At 72.4% G+C, this 18,294-nt stretch carries 14 protein-coding genes; all 14 read right to left on the bottom strand.

Features of this window, described 5'->3' with window-relative positions; genetic code table 11:
• Positions 1-59: 59 nt before the first annotated feature.
• Positions 60-839 (bottom strand): phosphate ABC transporter ATP-binding protein PstB, encoded by a 780-nt coding sequence (pstB, locus tag NON19_RS29240; RefSeq protein ID WP_255932156.1) that lies wholly within the window; start codon positions 837-839, stop codon positions 60-62.
• A 28-nt stretch (positions 840-867) separates the two neighbouring features.
• Positions 868-1,938, bottom strand: a complete 1,071-nt coding sequence (gene pstA / locus NON19_RS29235; RefSeq protein WP_255932155.1) for a phosphate ABC transporter permease PstA — start codon at positions 1,936-1,938, stop codon at positions 868-870.
• Between the two features lie 91 nt (positions 1,939-2,029).
• Positions 2,030-3,013, bottom strand: a complete 984-nt coding sequence (gene pstC / locus NON19_RS29230) for a phosphate ABC transporter permease subunit PstC (RefSeq protein WP_255932154.1) — start codon at positions 3,011-3,013, stop codon at positions 2,030-2,032.
• 113 nt (positions 3,014-3,126) lie between these two features.
• Positions 3,127-4,257, bottom strand: a complete 1,131-nt coding sequence (gene pstS, locus NON19_RS29225) for a phosphate ABC transporter substrate-binding protein PstS (protein WP_255932153.1) — start codon at positions 4,255-4,257, stop codon at positions 3,127-3,129.
• 155 nt (positions 4,258-4,412) lie between these two features.
• Positions 4,413-4,865 (bottom strand): NUDIX hydrolase, encoded by a 453-nt coding sequence (locus tag NON19_RS29220; protein WP_255932152.1) that lies wholly within the window; start codon positions 4,863-4,865, stop codon positions 4,413-4,415.
• Positions 4,866-4,925: 60 nt separating this feature from the next.
• A complete protein-coding gene (locus tag NON19_RS29215; RefSeq protein WP_255932151.1) occupies positions 4,926-6,137 on the bottom strand; it encodes a CHAD domain-containing protein in 1,212 nt (403 codons plus the stop codon).
• Complete coding sequence (locus NON19_RS29210) at positions 6,118-8,355, bottom strand: RNA degradosome polyphosphate kinase (RefSeq protein WP_255932150.1); 2,238 nt, start codon at positions 8,353-8,355, stop codon at positions 6,118-6,120. The genes NON19_RS29215 and NON19_RS29210 overlap by 20 nt, the downstream gene beginning before the upstream one ends.
• A gap of 552 nt (positions 8,356-8,907) precedes the next feature.
• Positions 8,908-9,834, bottom strand: coding sequence for a mycothiol synthase (mshD, locus tag NON19_RS29205; protein WP_255932149.1), 927 nt, complete (start codon positions 9,832-9,834; stop codon positions 8,908-8,910).
• Positions 9,835-9,844: 10 nt separating this feature from the next.
• Positions 9,845-11,251, bottom strand: a complete 1,407-nt coding sequence (locus NON19_RS29200) for a DUF6177 family protein (RefSeq protein ID WP_255932148.1) — start codon at positions 11,249-11,251, stop codon at positions 9,845-9,847.
• Positions 11,248-15,216 (bottom strand): type VII secretion protein EccCa, encoded by a 3,969-nt coding sequence (gene eccCa / locus NON19_RS29195; RefSeq protein ID WP_255932147.1) that lies wholly within the window; start codon positions 15,214-15,216, stop codon positions 11,248-11,250. The genes NON19_RS29200 and eccCa overlap by 4 nt, the downstream gene beginning before the upstream one ends.
• Before the next feature lie 31 nt (positions 15,217-15,247).
• The gene (locus NON19_RS29190) at positions 15,248-16,354 is read right to left on the bottom strand and encodes a hypothetical protein (RefSeq protein WP_255932146.1); all 1,107 of its coding nucleotides are present in this window, start codon (positions 16,352-16,354) and stop codon (positions 15,248-15,250) included.
• 33 nt (positions 16,355-16,387) lie between these two features.
• Complete coding sequence (locus tag NON19_RS29185) at positions 16,388-17,752, bottom strand: EsaB/YukD family protein (RefSeq protein WP_255932145.1); 1,365 nt, start codon at positions 17,750-17,752, stop codon at positions 16,388-16,390.
• Positions 17,753-17,765: 13 nt separating this feature from the next.
• Entirely contained in the window at positions 17,766-18,035 is a 270-nt protein-coding gene (locus tag NON19_RS29180; protein ID WP_255932144.1) for a hypothetical protein, read from the bottom strand.
• Positions 18,036-18,095: 60 nt separating this feature from the next.
• Positions 18,096-18,287, bottom strand: coding sequence for a DUF397 domain-containing protein (locus NON19_RS29175; protein ID WP_255932143.1), 192 nt, complete (start codon positions 18,285-18,287; stop codon positions 18,096-18,098).
• Positions 18,288-18,294: the final 7 nt, after the last annotated feature.

Below are 18,294 nucleotides of genomic sequence, written 5' to 3'. Positions count from 1 at the left end.
TGCGGTGGCACCGCCATGCAGCACCGCAGGCAGACCGGGAGCCCGAGCGGGGGGCCGGATTAGCCGAAGCGGCCGGAGATGTAGTCCTCCGTGGCCTGGACGGACGGGTTGGAGAAGATCCGCTGCGTCTCGTCGATCTCGATGAGCCGCCCGGGCTGGCCCACCCCCGCCAGGTTGAAGAACGCGGTACGGTCCGAAACCCGCGCCGCCTGCTGCATGTTGTGCGTCACGATGACGATCGTGAACCGTTCCTTCAACTGCCCGATCAGATCCTCGATCGCCAGCGTGGAGATCGGGTCGAGCGCCGAGCACGGCTCGTCCATCAACAGCACCTGCGGCTCGACGGCGATCGCCCGCGCGATGCACAGCCGCTGCTGCTGACCGCCGGACAACCCCGCGCCCGGCTTGTTCAGCCGGTCCTTGACCTCGTTCCAGAGGTTGGCGCCCTTGAGCGACTTCTCGACGATCCCGTCGAGCTCCGACTTCCTGCGCGCCGTCCCGTTCAACCGCAGTCCCGCGGCCACGTTGTCGTAGATCGACATGGTGGGGAACGGATTGGGCCGCTGGAAGACCATGCCGACGGTGCGCCGCACCGCCACCGGGTCCACGCCTGGGCCGTACAGGTTCTCGTCGTCCAGCATCACCTTGCCCTCGACCCGGCCGCCGGGGGTGACCTCGTGCATCCGGTTCAAGGTGCGCAGGAAGGTGGACTTGCCGCAGCCGGACGGGCCGATGAAGGCGGTCACGGAGCGCGGCTCCACGGTCATCGAGATGTCCTCGATGGCGCGGTGGTTGCCGTAGTAGGCGGAAAGGCCGCTGACGTCGATGCGCTTGGCCATGTGGATCACTTCTCTTCTGCGGTAAGGCTCAGCGGCCGGTCTTGGGGGCCTTCCAGCGGGCGATGCCCCTGGCGACCAGGTTCAGGATCATGACGAAGGCGATCAGCACCAGGGCCGCCGCCCACGCCCGGTCGAACGACGCGTCGTTGCCGTTGGTGTACTGCTCGTACACGTAGTACGGCAGCGAGGACTGGGCACCGCTGAACGGGTTGTTGTTGATCAACTGGTTACCGAAGACCAACAGCAGCACCGGCGCCGTCTCACCGGCGATACGGGCGACGGCCAGCATCACGCCGGTGAGGATGCCGCCGATCGACGTGGGCAGCACGACCTTGAGGATCGTCCGCCACTTCGGCACGCCCAGCGCCAGCGACGCCTCGCGCAGCTCGTTCGGCACGAGCTTGAGCATCTCCTCGGTGGAGCGCACCACCACCGGCATCATCAGGATCGCCAGCGCCAGCGCACCGGCGAAGCCGGAGTAGCCGAAGCCCAGGATGATGATCCAGAAGGCGAGGATGAACAGACCCGCCACGATCGACGGCACACCGGTCATCACGTCCACGAAGAAGGTGACGACCTTCGCCAGCTTGCCGCGCCCGTACTCCACCAGGTAGATCGCGGTCAGCAGCCCGACCGGCACCGCGATCAGCGAGGCCAGGCCGACCTGCTCCAGGGTGCCGATGACCGCGTGGTAGACACCGCCGCCCGGCTGGGTGGTGATCACACCGCCCATCGAGTGGGTCAGGAAGTTGCCGTCGAGTACCTTCACGCCCTTGCTGATGGTGGTCTGCAACAGCGAGTACAGCGGCACCACGGCGACCACGAAGCAGGCCCACACCAGGCTGGTCGCCACCCGGTCCCTGGCCTGGCGGCGCCCCTCGACGCCCGCGGTGATCCCGTACGTCAGGCCGACGAACAGCAGCAGCGAGATCAGGCCCCACTGCAGATGGCTGGCGAGCCCCGCGGCCGCACCGACCCCGCAGCCGAGGGCGATCGCGGCAACGGCGATCCCGGCCGGGGCCCAGCGCGGTATCCGGCGGTGCGCCAGCGGCGACAGCGACGAGGCCGGGAGCGCGTCCTGGGTCAGCGTCTCGCTCATTTCGTGCCCCATTCGTTCGCTTCTCCGCCCGCGCGGCGCGAAGGTGCGGCTTCCGTGGTCATCTGCGGCTGGACGGCCGCGCGTGCGACGCTCACAGGGCGGCCCCCGAGTACTCCCTGCGGCGGGCGATGATCAGCCGGGCCGCGCCGTTGACGAGCAGGGTGATGACGAACAGCACCAGACCGGAGGCGATCAGCGCGTCCCGCCCGAAGTTGTCCGCCTCGGCGAACTTGGCGGCGATGTTCTGCGCGAACGTTCCGCCGACCGGGTCGAGCAGCCGCTGGGTGAGCACCGGCGAGGCGGACAGCACGGTGGCCACCGCCATGGTCTCGCCCAGCGCGCGGCCCAGACCCAGCATCGAGGCGGAGATGATGCCGGACCGGGCGAACGGCAGCACGGACATCCGCACCACCTCCCAGCGGGTCGCGCCCAGCGCGAGCGCCGCCTCCTCGTGCGCCTTCGGCACCTGCCGGAAGACCTCACGGGTGACGTTGGTGATGATCGGCACGATCATGATCGCCAGCAGGATGCCGACGGTGAACAGCGAACGGGCCGCGCTGTTCGGGTCGGACTTGTGGAAGACCCCGGTCCAGCTCAGGTAGTCGTTCAGCCACAGGTTCAGGCCCTGCAGGTGCGGCACCAGGTACAGGCCGCCCCACAGGCCGTAGACGATGCTGGGGACGGCGGCGAGCAGGTCGACCAGGTACGCCAGCGGCGAGGCCAGCCGGCGCGGCGCGTAGTGCGTGATGAACAGCGCGATGCCGACCGAGATCGGGACCGCGATGAGCATCGCGATCAGCGAGCTGACCAGCGTGCCGTAGGCGAGTACGGCGATGCCGAAGGACGGCGGGTTGAGGCTGGCGTTCCACTCGTATGTGGTGAAGAAGTTGGAGTGGTCCAGCGAGATGGCGTGGATCGCCCGCACGGTGAGGAAGACCGCGATGGCGGCCATGATCACCAGAAGCAGGATGCCGGATCCGCGTGACAGGCCGAGGAAGACCCGGTCACCGAGCCGGGTGGCGGCGGGCTGCCGGGACGGCGGGGGGTGTTCCCCGGATGTGCTCACTATGTCCATGGGGTTGGCTCCGGTCTGGCGGGGCGGTCAGCCCCTGGCGGCGGTGCACCGGATGGGGCCGGTCCCGCGTGTGTGGCACGCGGGACCGGCCGTGCGGTCGGTGGGTCGGTACGTCAGGAAAGCGAGGAGATCGTGCTGCGGACCTTGGTGGCGATCTCGGCGGGCAGCGGGGCGTAGCCCTGGCTGCTCAGGCCCTTCTGGCCGTCGTCGCTGGCGACGTAGTTCAGGAACGCCTTGGTGGCGTCCAGCGTGTCGGGCTTGTTGCCCTTGTCGCAGGCGATCTCGTAGGTGACCAGGGTGATCGGGTAGGCGCCCTCGGCCTTGGTAGCGTAGTTGAGCTTCAGCGCCAGGTCGCTGCCGGTGCCGACGATCTTGGCGTCCGCGATCGCCTTGGAGGCGGCGTCGGAGGTGGCCGCGACGGGGGCGGAGGCGCCGGTGTCGATCTTGACCGTCGGGATGTTGCTGGCGGTCGCGTAGGACAGCTCGAAGTAGCCGATCGCGCCGTTGGTCTGCTTGACCTGCGCGGCCACGCCCGAGGACTGCGGAGCGGACTGGCCGCCCTGCGCCTGCCAGGCCTTGCCGCCGCTGTACGACCAGTCGCTGGGGGCGGCGCCCTTGAGGTACTTGGTGAAGTTGTCCGTGGTGCCGGACTCGTCGGAGCGGTGGAACGCCTGGATCGAGGTCGACGGCAGCTTGGCGTTCGGGTTGAGCTTCTTGATCGCCGGGTCGTCCCAGGTCTTGATCTTCGAGTCGAAGATCTTCGCCAGCGTCGGGGCGTCCAGCACCAGGTTGTCCACGCCCGGCAGGTTGTAGCCGACCGCGATCGGACCGCCGACCATGGGCAGGTCGACGCCCTCACCGCCCTTGCAGACCGCCTTGGACTTGGTGATCTCCTCCGGCTTCAGCGCCGAGTCGGAACCGGCGAAGGCGGTGCTGCCCTGCAGGAACTCGGTGACACCCGCGCCCGAGCCGGTGGGCTTGTAGTTGATCTGCGTTCCGGAGCACGCCTGCATGTAGTTCTTGACCCAGACGTCCATCGCGTTCTTCTGGGCGGTGGAGCCGGAGGCGAGCAGGTTGGCCTTGCTACCGCACTTGATCGAGGCCGCGGCGTTGGACGCGCCGCCGGACGGGCTGCTGGATCCGCTGTTGTTGTCCGAGCCGCAGGCCGTCAGGACCAACGCGCTGGAGACCGCGATAGCGCCGACGGCCAAGGAGCGCAGTCCGGTCTTGCGAGTGAGCTTCACCTTCGAGTGTTCCTTCCCTGGAGCCCGGTGACGGAGGTTCACCGGTACGGCCGAAAGTAGGCAGATCAGATGAAGTGGCCGACGGGGGTTGGTGAACGCGGGGTGAACCTCGCCCATCGGTGTGGCATACGGCCCCCGAGTCGGATACGCCCCGGTTATGTGATGTTGCCCAGCGTGCGAACGAGCGCGTCGACCAGTGGCCGGTCCCGCTCGTGGGTCAACCGGCGGCGGGCGGCGGCGGGCGGCAGCCACACCAGCAGGTCCACCTCGCGGTTGGGCACGAAGCTGCCGCCGACCGCCTCGGCGGCCCAGTAGCGGACCTCCTTGGGCCGCCCGTTCACCAGGTAGTACGACGCGGGCAGCTGGGGACCGAGCAGGCAGTCCATGCCCGTCTCCTCCTTCACCTCCCGCAACGCGGCCTGGGCGACGGCCTCACCGCTCTTGAGCTTGCCCTTCGGATGCGACCAGTCGTCGTAGCGCGGCCGGTGGATCAGCGCGATCTCGATCCGGCCGAGGGGTTCGCGGTGCCCGAGTTCGCTGACGGGCGTACGACGCCACAGCACCGCGCCCGCGGCACGGATCGGCGTCTGGGTGGCGGGCTGTCCCATGGGCTCCCTTAACACTGCTGCTGGCTGACTGACCTGACCGAACGCGGGCGCGCCGGACCGCTACCCGACCGGCGCGATGCCCAGCCACATCCGGCTGAACGCGTACCGCGCCGCCTCCACCTCGGCCCGCTGGTCTGCGTGCAGCACACCGAGGGCGTACCCGGTGGCCGGAGTGATCCGCGGCGTACGGGCGGCCGACGCGGCGGCAGCGGCGGCCGCGGCGGCGTCCCGGTGCCGGTCCAGCGCCCGCCCGGCACCGTACAGCCGGGCCGCCTCCGGCACTGCGGCGGGCGGCTCGTCCAGCGGCTCCAGCGCGTACCGGCACACCCGCAGCAGGCCGCGCACCTGGTGCCAGGGCAGGTCCTGCTGCTCGTCGGCGGGCGCGTCGGCCAGCGCCGCGCGCAGCGCGTGCCCGTTGTACGGGTAACCGGTGAGCGCCAGCGGCAGCGCCTCGACCGCCTCGGCCAGCCGCCGGTAGGCGTGCTCGGCGAGCGGCGGCAGCAACTGGTCGGCGGGCGCCGCGGCGGCCGCGGTGAGCGGCGGGTCCGAGGCGAGCAGCGCGACGGTGTCGGCCACCGCGTGGAACCGCGCCGAGCCGAACGCCTGCAAGGTGGCCGAGTGCGCCCGGGTCCTGGACAGCGTCAACTGCCGCTCAAGCAGCGCCCCGGCGCGCGCCGCCCCGACCGCCAGCGGTCCGCGGCCCGGCGGCTGGTCGGCGGCCTCCGCCGTCGGGGGCGCGTGCGAGGACGCGGGCAGTACGCGTCCGCGCCTCCCCGCCCGCCGCCCGCCACCCTCGGCCGAGGGTGCGGGCGCTGTGGCCGCCCTACCGGTCCCGCGCCGCCCCGGCCCGTCCCCGGCCGCCACCGGCTCACCCGCCTCCGGGGCGCCGTCCGCGGGCGGCCCTGCGGCATCGTTGTCCACGCCGGGCGTGCCGGAGACCAGCCGGTGCAACGCGGTGCGCAGCCTGCCGAGGTCCGCCCCGTAGCGCTGCTCACGCGCCAACGTGCCGCACAGCCAGCGCAGTTCGGAGCGGAGCGACTGCGCCCAGCCGGGGTCGACCAACGGCTCGTAGGTCAGCAGCACCGCGCTGATCCGGCGCGACGAGCGGCGCAGCGCACGCGCGCCCGCCGCCTCGTCGTCGGCGCGCAGCCGCAGCCCGCGCAGGAACTCGGCCGCGTGCTCGCCGAGATAACCGGCCAGCACCTCGCCCGCCGTGCGGTCGGCCACCGGGGCGATGACGGCCGGAGCACTGTCAGGGTGTCGCTGGGCCACGCCGGCGCCTCCGCGCGTCGATGAGCATTTCCTGTACGTGCCGTAGCGGACGGCCTTCGGCGTCCGTGCTGTGCCGGACCCAGTTTCCGTCCGGGCCGAGGTGCCAGGACGACGTGTCGTCCGAAACGCCCGTCTCCACAAGGCGGTTGAGGACCGCGCGGTGCGCCGGGTCGGAGACCTTCACCAGCGCCTCGATCCTGCGGTCCAGGTTGCGGTGCATCATGTCGGCGCTGCCGAGCCAGACTTCGGGCTCACCGCCGTTGCCGAAGACGAACACCCGGGAGTGTTCGAGGAACCGCCCCAGGACGCTGCGCACCCGGATGTTCTCCGAAAGTCCCGGCACTCCGGGGCGCAGGGCGCAGATACCGCGTACCCAGACATCGACCGGTACGCCCGCCCGCGACGCCCGGTACAGCGCGTCGATCACGGCCTCGTCCACCATGGAGTTGACCTTGATCCGGACGAACGCCGGGCGCCCGGCGCGGTGGTGCTCGGCCTCCTTCTCGATCCGGGAGATCAGCCCGTCGCGCAGCGAGCGCGGGGCGACCAGCAGGCGGCGGAAGGAGTTGCGGCGCGAGTAGCCGGACAGCCGGTTGAACAGGTCGGACAGGTCCGCGCCCACCTGTGGATCGGCGGTCAGCAGACCCAGGTCCTCGTACAACCTGGCCGTCTTGGGGTGGTAGTTGCCGGTGCCGACATGGCTGTAGCGGCGCAGTAGGTCGCCTTCCTGACGGACCACCAGCGACAGCTTGCAGTGCGTCTTCAGCCCCACCAGGCCGTAGACCACATGGCAGCCCGACTCCTCCAGCTTGCGGGCCCACTTGATGTTGGCCTGTTCGTCGAAGCGCGCCTTGATCTCCACCAGCACCAGTACCTGCTTGCCCGACTCCGCGGCGTCTATCAGCGCGTCAACGATCGGGGAGGTCTCCGAGGTGCGGTAGAGCGTCTGCTTGATCGCCAGTACGTCAGGGTCGGCGGCGGCCTGCTCCAGGAACGACTGCACCGAGGTGGAGAACGAGTCGTACGGGTGGTGCAGCAGCACGTCGCGCTCGCGCAGCGCGGCGAAGATGTCCGGCGGCGAGGCCGACTCGACCTCGGCCAGGTCGCGGTGGGTGCCCGCGACGAACTTGGGGTACTTCAGCTCCGGCCGGTCCAGCGCCGCGATGCCGAACAGGCCGGTCAGGTCCAGCGGCCCGGGCAGCGGGTAGACCTCCGCGTCGGAGACCTTCAACTCCCTTACCAGCAGGTCGAGTACGTACGGGTCGATGGACTCCTCGACCTCCAGCCGTACCGGCGGTCCGAAGCGACGCCGCATCAGTTCCTTCTCCAGTGCCTGGAGCAGGTTCTCGGCGTCGTCCTCCTCGACTTCCAGGTCCTCGTTGCGGGTCACCCGGAACATGTGGTGCGCCAGCACCTCCATACCGGGGAACAGCTCTTCCAGATGGGCCGCGATCACGTCCTCCAGCGGGACGTAGCGCTGCGGCCCGGCCTCCAGGAAGCGGGGCAGCAGCGGCGGCACCTTCACCCGTGCGAAGTGCTGGTGCCCGCTCACCGGGTTGCGCACCACCACGGCCAGGTTCAGCGACAGGCCCGAGATGTACGGGAAGGGGTGCGCGGGGTCGACCGCCAAGGGGGTCAGCACCGGGTAGATCCGCTGCCGGAACAGCGTGAACAACCGGCCCTGCTCCTTCTCGGCCAGCTCGTGCCAGCGGATGATGTGGATGCCGTGCGCGGCCAGCTCGGGCGCGATGTCGGTCTGGAAGCAGGCCGCGTGCCGGGCCATGAGCTCGCGCGAGCGGCTCCAGATCAGCTCCAGCACCTCGCGCGGCTGCAGCCCGGAGGCGGAACGGGTGGCCACACCGGTGGCTATGCGCCGCTTCAGTCCGGCGACGCGGACCATGAAGAACTCGTCCAGGTTCCCGGCGAAGATCGCCAGGAAGTTGGCGCGTTCAAGCAACGGTGTCGCGGGGTCCTCCGCCAGTTCCAGTACCCGCTCGTTGAACGCCAGCCAACTGCGTTCGCGGTCCAGGAACCGGCCCGAGGGCAGCTCGTCCTCCGCCGCGCTGACCGCGGTGGAGGTACCGGGGGCGCCCGCCTGGCCGAGCTCGGGAACGTCGTCCGGGTCGCCGTCCAGGTCGGGTACGCCCAGGTTGCGGCGGGCTCCGAGCGAGCCCAGGGAAGGCGTGTCGGCCGTAGGGGACGGGTTGCGCGGGGGCATCAGAGTGCCGGCCTCCTCCACTTCCGGTAGGTGTTCCCCATTCTCCCGCTTCGGAAGTGAAACCGGCAGGTCGGACGTGTGGGGGCCGAGGAGTCGCATCCTGTGGGGGCCTTGGTCGCGATGCGCGCGTGGGGTCGGCACGGCGGGCTGCATTCGCCGATGCTCGCAAGCCAGTTTGAACCACCGGTAACGGCAACATGGCGCCCCGGTTCCTCTCCGGTAGCTGTGGGCTCGACACGGCGAGCCGCCGAAAGCGTCAGCCTCACACGGGCCGAACCGGCCCTACCATCCCGCCCGGACCTACCACCCCGCCGCGACGGCGAGCACCCCCACGGCGCAGCCCGGCGGTCCCGACCCCACCGCAACCCCCGAAGCAGTGGACCCGCACGGCCCGAACCCACCGCACCCCGCGAAGGCGCCGGACCCGCACGGCCCGACCCCCACCGCACCCACAAAAGCACCCGACCCCACCGCACCCGCGAAAGCAGCGGACCCGCACGGGTCGAACCAGCCGTACCACCCCCCGACGGGGGTCGTCCACCGGACCGGGGTTCAGGTCTCCGTGCGGTACATCAGGTCCACCTCATGGGTGGTGAACCCAAGCCGCTCGTAGACCGTCACAGCCGCGATGTTGTCCGCGTCCACATACAACATCGCGGTCGGCATCTTCCGCTCGTACGCCAGATGCCGCAGCCCCGCCGCGGTCAGCGCCTTGCCCAGGCCGCTGCCCTGTTCCTCGGGCGCGACGCCCACCACGTAGACCTCGCCGAGTTCCTCGGCGGCATGCACCTTGGTCCAGTGGAACCCCACGATCCGCCCGCCCCGCTCCGCGAGGAAGAACCCGGCCGGGTCGAACCACGTCTCCGCCTTGCGGTCGTCCAGGTCACGCTGGGTGAGCGAGCCCTGCTCAGGGTGGTGGGCGAACGCCGCCGCGTTCACCGCCAGCCACTGCGCGTCGTCCTCCCCCGGCCGGAACGTCCGCAGCGTGACCCCCTCCGGCAACACCGGCTCCGGCAGCGGGGTCTCCCCGGGCAGCGGACGCCGCATCTGCCGCAGCTCCCGGAACAGCGCCAACCCCAGCTGCGCGGCGAGGTGCCGGGCGGCGGCGTGGCCACCGTGCGCCCACAGCCGCAGCCGCTTGCCGGACAGGTCCAGCAGCGCGTGCCCGAGCGCCCGCCCGTGGCCGCGACCGCGCGCCCCCGAGTCGATGACCAGCTCGGCGGCGGGCGCCTCGACCGGGTCGCTCTCCTCCAACTGCGCGTAGCCGGTGAGCTGTTCCCCCACGTACAGCAGCAGATGCCGGATCCCCGGGCGCCGTCCGCCGCGCAGGTTCAGACGTCCCTGCTCTGATACGGCGGACTGGCCGTCTTCGGCGGCCGCCCGCTCGATGAGTTCCAGCACCACGTGGGCGGTGTCCGGCGGCACCTCGTCCAGGGTCTCGATCCGGCGCGGTGCGACAGGCTTGGCTGGGTCCGTCATGGTTCAGAGTTTATGGCGGGTCACCCGCCGGACCCCGCAGATGCCGCATCAACTGCTCCAGGTGTGCCCAGCCGCCCGCCGAAGTGCCGTCCCCCAGCTCGTAGTAGAAGCCCGGGGCGGCCGCCGCCCCCAGGGTGTGCGGTGCCGGGCCGAGCGGTGGGCGCCGGGCGCGCTCCACGCCGATCTCGTCCACGTCCATCGGCCCCACAGCGAACGCGAGCGGAACCGGCAGCGCCTCGAACCGGGCGGGTACGGTGAGGTCGCCGCGCGCCGCCCTGCGCTGCACCAGCAGGTTCCGCAGCCCGTACCGCGCGGCCAACTCGCCTGCCAGCGCGCGCAGTTGGTCGGCGGACGGAAGGTCGCCCGCGGTGCCGCCGAGCGCCAGGCTGATGTCCTCCTCCACCCCGTCCGGCGTACGCGCCACCCGCATCGTCGCCAGCACCGGCCGGTGCTGGTCGCCCACCGCGACCAGCCAGGTGCCCTCGGGGGCCCGGTCCCGGGCCAGCGCGGTGATCTCCTGCCGGGACCAGGGCGAGCCGACCGGCTCCGCGGTGCCCCAGCCCGCCGGTGGCCCGCCGGTCAGCGCCCGCCAGGCGGTCTCCAGGGCGCCGCCGAGCACCAGTTGCTCCTCGGCCGGGTGGCAGGTGCGGAACGACAGCAGCAGCTGCCGCTCGTCACTCGTCTCGGCGCGCAGGAACGACTCGGCCGGTGCGGCCCCGTCGACCGGCCGGAACGCGCCATCACGCCAGTGCAGTTGGGCGCCGGACAGGCCGTCGTGGTAGCCGCCCGCGTCGTCGCGGATGACCCAGCGGTGCGGAGCCCCGGACAGCGCGAGCCGGGTCGGCAGAGAGAGCCGGCAGTCCGCGGGGGAGACGATCTGCAACGCCCGGTTGCTGCCGACGCAGGCCCGCAGCGCATCGGAGAGCCAGGTGGTCATGGCGATCACCGGGCGCTCCTGGATCACCACGGCCACCCGGTCGGTGAGCACGTCGACGGCGGGCTGCGCCGCGGCCGGTGCGGGCGCCACCGTGGCGGTGGCCTCCACCGGGGTGTCCGGCACATCGGCGGCCTCCGGCGGCCAGGTGCTGCCGTCCAGTCGGCGGGCCAGCTGCCCGGCGAACGTGGCGGCCAGCCGCTCGCCGCCCGGCACCGCGGTGGAGGCCCGCGCCTCGGTCCACCACAGCGGGGTACGGGCGTCCGCCTGAGGCCCGAGCAGCCGCCGGGTCTCGCCGGGCACGTCCAGCAGCACCGGCGCCTCGACGGACAGCAGCGGGCGGCCCGCCGCGTCGCACAACTGGATGACGGCACCGCCCGCCAGCGACTGCAGCCGCAGCTCGGGTCCCGCGGCGAGCAGTGCGCTGGCGATGGTGCGGACGTCCGGCATCCGCGGGGTCAGGGCGATGGCGTCCTTGGTCACGTGGCGGGGTCCTCCCGGGCGAGCGCGGTCTGGATCAGCCGCGGGGCCTCGCCGCGGCGCACCAGGGTGCCGCGTCCGGCGGGCCGCGCCGTGGCGTACAGGTTGGCGAACAGCTGGCCCTCCGAGCGGTCTCCGGACAGCAGCAGCCCGGTGGTGCCGCTCTCCCGCAGCGCCAGCAGGAACGGGTCGTACAGCCCGCGTGCGGCGCCGGAGACCCGGCGGGTGACAACGAAGTGCAGCCCGATGTCCGGCGCGGACGGCACATACGGCAGGAACGGCGCGAGCGGCTGCTGGCCCGCCGTGGTCAGCACGTCGTAGTCGTCGATCAGGACGACGATCCGCGGGCCGGTGAACGTGGCGCCGTCGGTCAGCTCCTCCGGGATCCGCTTGTCGAGCTCGCCCGCGATGCCGGTCGCCAGCCCGCCGCACACCCGGGTGTTGTGCGCGTACCCGCCCAGGTACGGCTCGGGCACCAGCTCGCGCAGGCCGCGCCGCGGATCCATGACGGCGAACACCAACTCCTCGTCGGTGTGGCGGTCCAGCAGCCCGCGGGCGATCAGCCGCAGCAGATTGGTCTTACCGCACTCGTCGTCGCCGAGCACCAGCAGGTGCTGGTCCCGGTCGAACAGGTCGAGCAGCACCGGGGCGAGCGCCGTCTGGTCCACGCCGATCGGCACCCTGCGCGGCTCCCGACCCGCCGACGGCAGGGCGCTGGCGGCCAGCCGGGTGGGCAGCACCTTGACCGGCTGGGCGGGCTCGCCCGGCCAGGCGTCGCCGATGGCGCGGGCCGTCTGCTCCACCACCGCGCCCAGCCCGTCCGCGGTGGCCCGCGCGTCGATCCGGGGCAGCGCGGCCTGCGCGACCAGCTTGCCGTCGGTGAGCACCCGGCCGGGCTGGTCGGGGGAGAGCGCCCCGGCCAGCTTGCGGTCGATGCTGGAGTCGCCGGGATCGTTCAGCCGCAGCTCCATCCGCGTGCCGAAGGTCGACTGCGTGGCGATCCGCACATCGTTCCAGCGCAGCATCGCCGCGACCACGTGGATCCCGTAGCCGCCGCCCCGCTGCAGCAGGTCGGTGACCAGGCCGTCGATGTCCTCGAAGTCGTCGCGCAGCGCACCGAACCCGTCGATCACCAACACGATGTCGGTGGACGGCAGTTCGCCGAGCTCACCGGCGGCTCGCGCGGCGCGCAACTGCTCGACGGAGTCCACGCCGTGCTCGCGGAAGATCTCCTCGCGGGCGGCCAGCATCCCGCGCACCTCCTCGGCGGTGCGCCGCACCCGCTCCCGGTCCGAGCGGCCCGCGACACCGCCGACGTGCGCCAGCCCGGACAGCGCCTGCAACCCGCCGCCGACCAGGTCGAGGCCGTAGATCCCGACCTCCTGCGGGGTGTGCGTCAGCGCCAGCGACAGCACGATCGAGCGCAGCAGCGTGGTCTTTCCGGACTGCGGCCCGCCGATGATCGCCGCGTGGCCGCCCGCCCGGGTCAGGTCGAGGTGCCACGGCCCCTGCCACTGCCGGGTCGGGTCGTCCAGCAGGCCCAGCGGCACCCGCATCGGTCCCGGGCCGCGCGTCAGGTGCAGTCCGCGGGCGGTGAGGTCCACGGGGCCCGCCACCGCGTCCAGGGTGAGCGCTTCGGGCAGCGGCGGCAGCCAGATCCGCCGCACCGGCTCGGCGGCGCGGCGCAACTGGTCGACCATGACCGACAGTTCGGTGGCCCCCACGGTGCGCCGCGGTATCACCGGCTCGGCGTCGGCCGCGCCCGGCTCGGGAGCGGCGAGGGTGTTGTACGCGGGGTAGGGCAGCGCGCCGGGCCCCTCGGTCTCCTCCTCCTGCCGCGTCGGGCCGCGGTACGGCCCGGAGACGTACCCCGCCTTGAACCGCTCGTAGGCGCTGGTGTCCACCTTCAGATAGCCGAAGCCCGGCAGCGGCGGCAGATGGAAGGCGTCCGGGGTGTCCAGCACGGTGCGCGACTCCTCGGGCGAGAAGGTGCGCAGTCCAAGCCGGTAGGACAGGTAGGTGTCCAGGCCCTTGAGCTTGCCGCCCTCGATGCGCTGGCTGGACAGCAGCAGATGCACGCCGATGCTGCGGCCGATCCGGCCGATGGACAAGAACAGTTCGATGAAGTCCGGTTTGGCGGTGAGCAGTTCACCGAACTCGTCGATGACCACCAACAGGTGGGGCAGCGGCGGCAGTTCGGGCCGCACCGCGCTTTCCGCCGCGTACTGTGAGATGTCGGCGACGTTGCCCGCGTCCTTGAGCACCTGCTGGCGGCGCTGGATCTCGCCCGCCAGGCTGGCGTGCGCGCGCTCGATCAGCCCGGCGTCGTTCTCCAGGTTGGTGATCAGCCCGGCGACGTGCGGCAGTTCGGCGAACGGCGCGAAGGTCGCGCCGCCCTTGTAGTCGACCAGCATCATCGACAGCGCGTCCGGCGGATGGGTGGCGGCCAGCGCCAGCACCAGGGTGCGCAGCAGCTCGCTCTTGCCGGAGCCGGTGGCGCCCACGCACAACCCGTGCGGTCCCATGCCGAGTTCGGCGGACTCCTTCAGGTCCAGCAGCACCGGCTGCCGGTCGTCCGCGACCCCGATCGGCACCCGCAGGAAGCCGCGCTCCCCGCGCGGCGCCCACAGCCGCCGCAGGTCCAACGCGGCCGGGTCGTGGATGCCCAGCAGCGCGGGGAAGTCCAACGGCCCGGTGACCGGCCCCTCCTCGCTGACCGAGTCGGCGGACAGCCGCAGCGGGGCCAGCATCCGGGCCAGCCCCTCCACCCCGGCCGCGCTGACCTGGTCCACCAACCCCCGGGAGACCACCGGCCGTTCACCGCGCAGGTCCTCCACCGTGGCCTGGCCGTCGGCGGTGGTGATCCGCACCGCCACCTGGCCCGGCTCGGCCACCCGCTCGGCGACCAGGTGCAGCACGGTGACGCACATCGCCTCCAGCGGCACCGCCTCGTCGGTGCGCGGCAGTTCGTCGGCCACCTCGCCGTAGCCGTCGCTGATCACCAGCAGTCTGGTGGTCTGCGCCAGCGCGTTCTTGCCGGTCAGCCCGCGCCGCACCTCGGCGGCGTACGCGGCGCGCTGCCGCAGGTCGTCGCGGAGCAGCACACCGAGCTGGCCGAGGTCGGGGGCGATCCGGCGGGCCGGTACCGGGCCGTCCAGTCGCTCGGCGTCGACCACGTGCGGCAGCCACTTGATCCACTCCCAGTCGGCGAGCCGTTCGGTCGGGCAGGCCAGCGCGATCGCCACGTCATCGGGCGCGTGGAACACCGACGCGTGCGCCAGCAGGGTGCGCGCCACGCGCAGCACGTCCTCGCGCGGGCCGACGACGCTGACGTTGCCCGCCCGGTCCAGCGGCACCGGCAACGGCAGATCGGATCCGGTGCGGTAGCGGTGCAGCAGCGCGTTGGCCTCGTTGAGCATGAACGGGTCCGGCGGGGTCAGCACGCTGCTGCCCGGCTTGGCCAGCGTCAGCTCGCGCACCGCCAACTCGCCGGTGCCGATGCGCACCTGAAGGAAGTCCCGGTCCAACCGGCGCCGCTCCCACAGCCGGGCCGGGTCGCGCACCACGTCGTACAGCGCCTCCGGCGGCGGGTTGAGTATCCGTGACGCCTCGCGGTGCGAGCGCTCGTCGGCCGCCAGCTCCTCGCGCAACTGCTCCAGGTACTCCAGGTACCGCTCGCGCTGGGAGCGCCGGGTGCGCTGCGCCTTGCCGCGCTGGGACAGCAGCAGGCCCATGCTGCCCAGCACGGTCACCACCAGCACCACGGCGCCGATGGCCGCGTACTGACCGCTGCGCAGCACGGTCATCATCACGACCGAGCTCATCACGCCCGCGATCGGCATCAGGGTGTGCGCGGCGCCACCGGTCTTGCCCTCCGGCAGGTTCGGCGGCGCCTCCACGGTGCGCGGCTCGCTGCCGACCAGATGGCGTGTGGTCCGGGCCGGACGGTGCACCAGCCGGATCGTCATGGCCGCCTCCGGGATATGTGGTTGTGGTACGTCACCTGCGCACGGCCCGGTCCAGCAGCTCGGCGCCGAGCCGCGCGGTGGCATCCCTCATCTCCTGCCCGAGCAGCGGCAGCCGTACCGCCCCGCCCGCGGCCAGATGCCGGTCGTACGGCAGGTGCAGCACGGACACGTCGCCGACCCGCAGATACCGCCTGGCCGCCTCCAGGTCGATCGCGGTGTGCGGCGAGGTGGAGTTGAGGGCCACCACCGTGCCGGGCAGCATCGGGCGCGGCACGCTGCCCATCCACTCCAGCACGGTGCGCGCCGCCGCCACGCCCTCCGCCGTCGCGGGCGCCACCAACACCCGCGCCTGCGCACCGGCCAGCGCACTGCGCGCCAACTCACCCGGCAGCGTCTCGCAGTCCACCACCGTGATCGCGAAGTAGCGGCGCAGCGCCACCGCCACCGTCTGGTACTCCGCCAGGCTCACCCGCGCGCCGATCTGGCCCTTGCTGCCCGGCAGCAGCCAGCCGCCCTCCGGCAGCCCGACCAGATAGCCGATGACCTGGTCGAACCGCATCGACGGGTTCACCACCTTGGCCACATCGCTCATCGTCCAACGCAGCGACGGCGCGGCCAGCCGCACCGGCAGCGTGCCCAGCGTCGGATTGGCCTCCATCACCAGCACCGGGTCCGGCCGGTAGTGCGCGTACGCGCAGCCGAGCAGCGCGCTGACCGTGCTCTTGCCCGCACCGCCGTGCACACTGGTCACCACGATCTGCCGACCGGTGGTGACGGGCTGCTGCAACTGCCGTGCCACAGCGGTGACTTCGGCGGTCACGCGGGCCGCGGACGATCCCACGATCCCGCGCAGCGACCGCCCGAGCCGACGCGGCACCGAGTCGCCCCGGCGCGGTTTGCCGGTGAGCAGCGCCGTTGCCTCGGGCGGCAACACCGGTGCGGGCGCGGGCGGTTCGGGCGCGGGCGGCGGTACGTCGGCCACGGCCGGGGCCGGTACGTCGGCCTGCGCCGGAGCCGTTACGTCGGCCGGGGGCGGGCTCACGGGCGCGGGGTTCGGGGCTGCCGGGGGCGGGCCGGGCTCGTCGGCCGACGCGGCGACATCGCCCAGTACGGCACGCTGCCAGTCATCCTCGGGCACGCGCGGTCCCTCCCCTCCAACTCACGGAACGTCTCACCTGAAAGCGCCGAGCAGTTGCCCGTACACCCCGAACACGCCCAGCACCAGCGGGAACAGCGCCACCACGCTGAGCGTCTCGGCCAGGTCCATCGCGCGGCGCAGCCGTACCCGCACGTGCTCCGGCGGTTCCACCGCCAGCACCACCAGCGGCAGCAGCGCGGCGGCGCACATCACCAACACCGGCCAGGCGTGCGCGGAGTGCGCCAGCCACACCGCGACCAGCCGCGTCAGCAGCACCCCGGTGGCCGCCTGCATCGCCACGACCTCCGCGATCAGCGGGAACGCCCGGGCACGGGAGAGCAGGGCCACGGCAAGCAGCACGGTCATCGGGACCGTCCAGGCGTTCGGCGCGGCCAACAGCAGCCAACCCGCGGTCGCGCAGGAGGCGGCGACGGTCACCGCCGCGACCGCAAGGCCGCGGTGCGCGGCGGCCAGCGCGGTGCTCACCTCGTACCGGCTCACCGACGCGCCGCCCGCCCGCCGGTCGTCCAGCCGGGTCAGCCCGGCCGCCACCAGCGCGCAGCGCGGCAGCACGCCGAGCGCGACGACCGAGGCCACCGCGAGCACACCGCCGAGCCGCGCCTGGTCGGCGGCGCCGTGCGCGGCACCGGTCAGCGCGGCGACCGCCTCCCAGGCCGCACCGGTCAGCGCCAGTGCGCCCGCGCCGACCAGTCCGCCGCGGCCCACCGGCGAGAACAGCCCGAGCATGGCGAGCGTCAGCACCAGCACCCCGGCCAACCCGCCCCAGTGCGCGGCGACCGGCCAGCCGTGCGCGTCGGACAACGCCCAGCTGCCGCAGCCGCCCAGCGCGCCGCCGGTCACCATCAAGGCGGTGCCAAGTCCCCGGTTGTTCAGGCGGGTGGTGACCGCGCCGCCCACCAGCGCGGCGGCGCCGATCGCCAACAGCCAGGTCGCGACGGCGGCGGGGCCCATGTCGCCCCAGGCCAACAGCGCGGCGACCAGGCCCAGTACCAGGGCCAGCGCCCCGGCGGTCCACCGCCGGGCGGCGGGCCGCCAGCGCCAGGCCCGCAGGTCCAGATCGTCCGCCACCTCGTCGGTGACGTCATGCACGACGGGCGCCGCGGGCGCGTACTGGGCGCGCACCAGCCGCAGCACGGCACCGTCCGCCACTTCGGCGGAGGCCAGCGAAGCGTCCTGCGGTAGTACGGTTCCGTGCGCGGTGACCAGGTGCCGGGGGACCGGCGGTGAACTCACCGCGTCGTCCAGCAGCGCCAGAACTTCGGGAAGCAGCCGCCCGATCGGCTCGTCCGACGGCAGCACGAGATCGACGCGTCGCCGCTCCCCAACCAGAGTGACCCGGCTCAACCGCGCACCACGCTTGGCCCCCGTGCTCACCATTTCGCCGAACCTATCACCGCGGCGAGCCGCTGGCAGGGGCCGGGGACGAGGTGACCGGCACCAGCCCGGGTTGCGCCTGATGCGCCAGCCGATGCGAGACGAACGACCATCCCACACATCCCGCGCACATCACCGCCGCGAGCGCCACTCCGGCGAACGCCTTCCGCAGGTTCTCGTCGGTGCTGCGGCGCGTCCGCATGGGTCCGTGCAGCAACGCGTCCCGCAACCGCCTCCGCCGCACGGCCACGGACTCAAGAAGCTGACTGTCGAAGTCGCGCGCCATCGCTTTCCGCTCCGCTGGGTGGTATGGGGTGACGAGGGTAGCCCGCTACGGACCCGGCAACTACGGCCGGTCGAGGCCGCCTGCCTTGATCCTCCGGAGGAGATCCGCGAGGCGGGCGGGCGTGGTGGTGAGGATGACCTCCGGGCGGTCGCTTTCGCGGAGGTGGATGGTTCCGGGGGTGGATATGGCGACGTTGAGGCAGTTTGAACCCGTGCCGCTGAACGAGGACTTCTGCCAGTGAAGGGGGGACACGAACGCT

The sequence above is a fragment of the Streptantibioticus rubrisoli genome, assembly GCF_024436055.1.
In the GTDB taxonomy this organism is placed as follows: Bacteria; Actinomycetota; Actinomycetes; order Streptomycetales; family Streptomycetaceae; genus Streptantibioticus_A; species Streptantibioticus_A rubrisoli.
The sequence above is the reverse complement of the archived record's forward strand: the minus strand, read 5'-3'. Positions and strand labels throughout refer to the sequence as shown.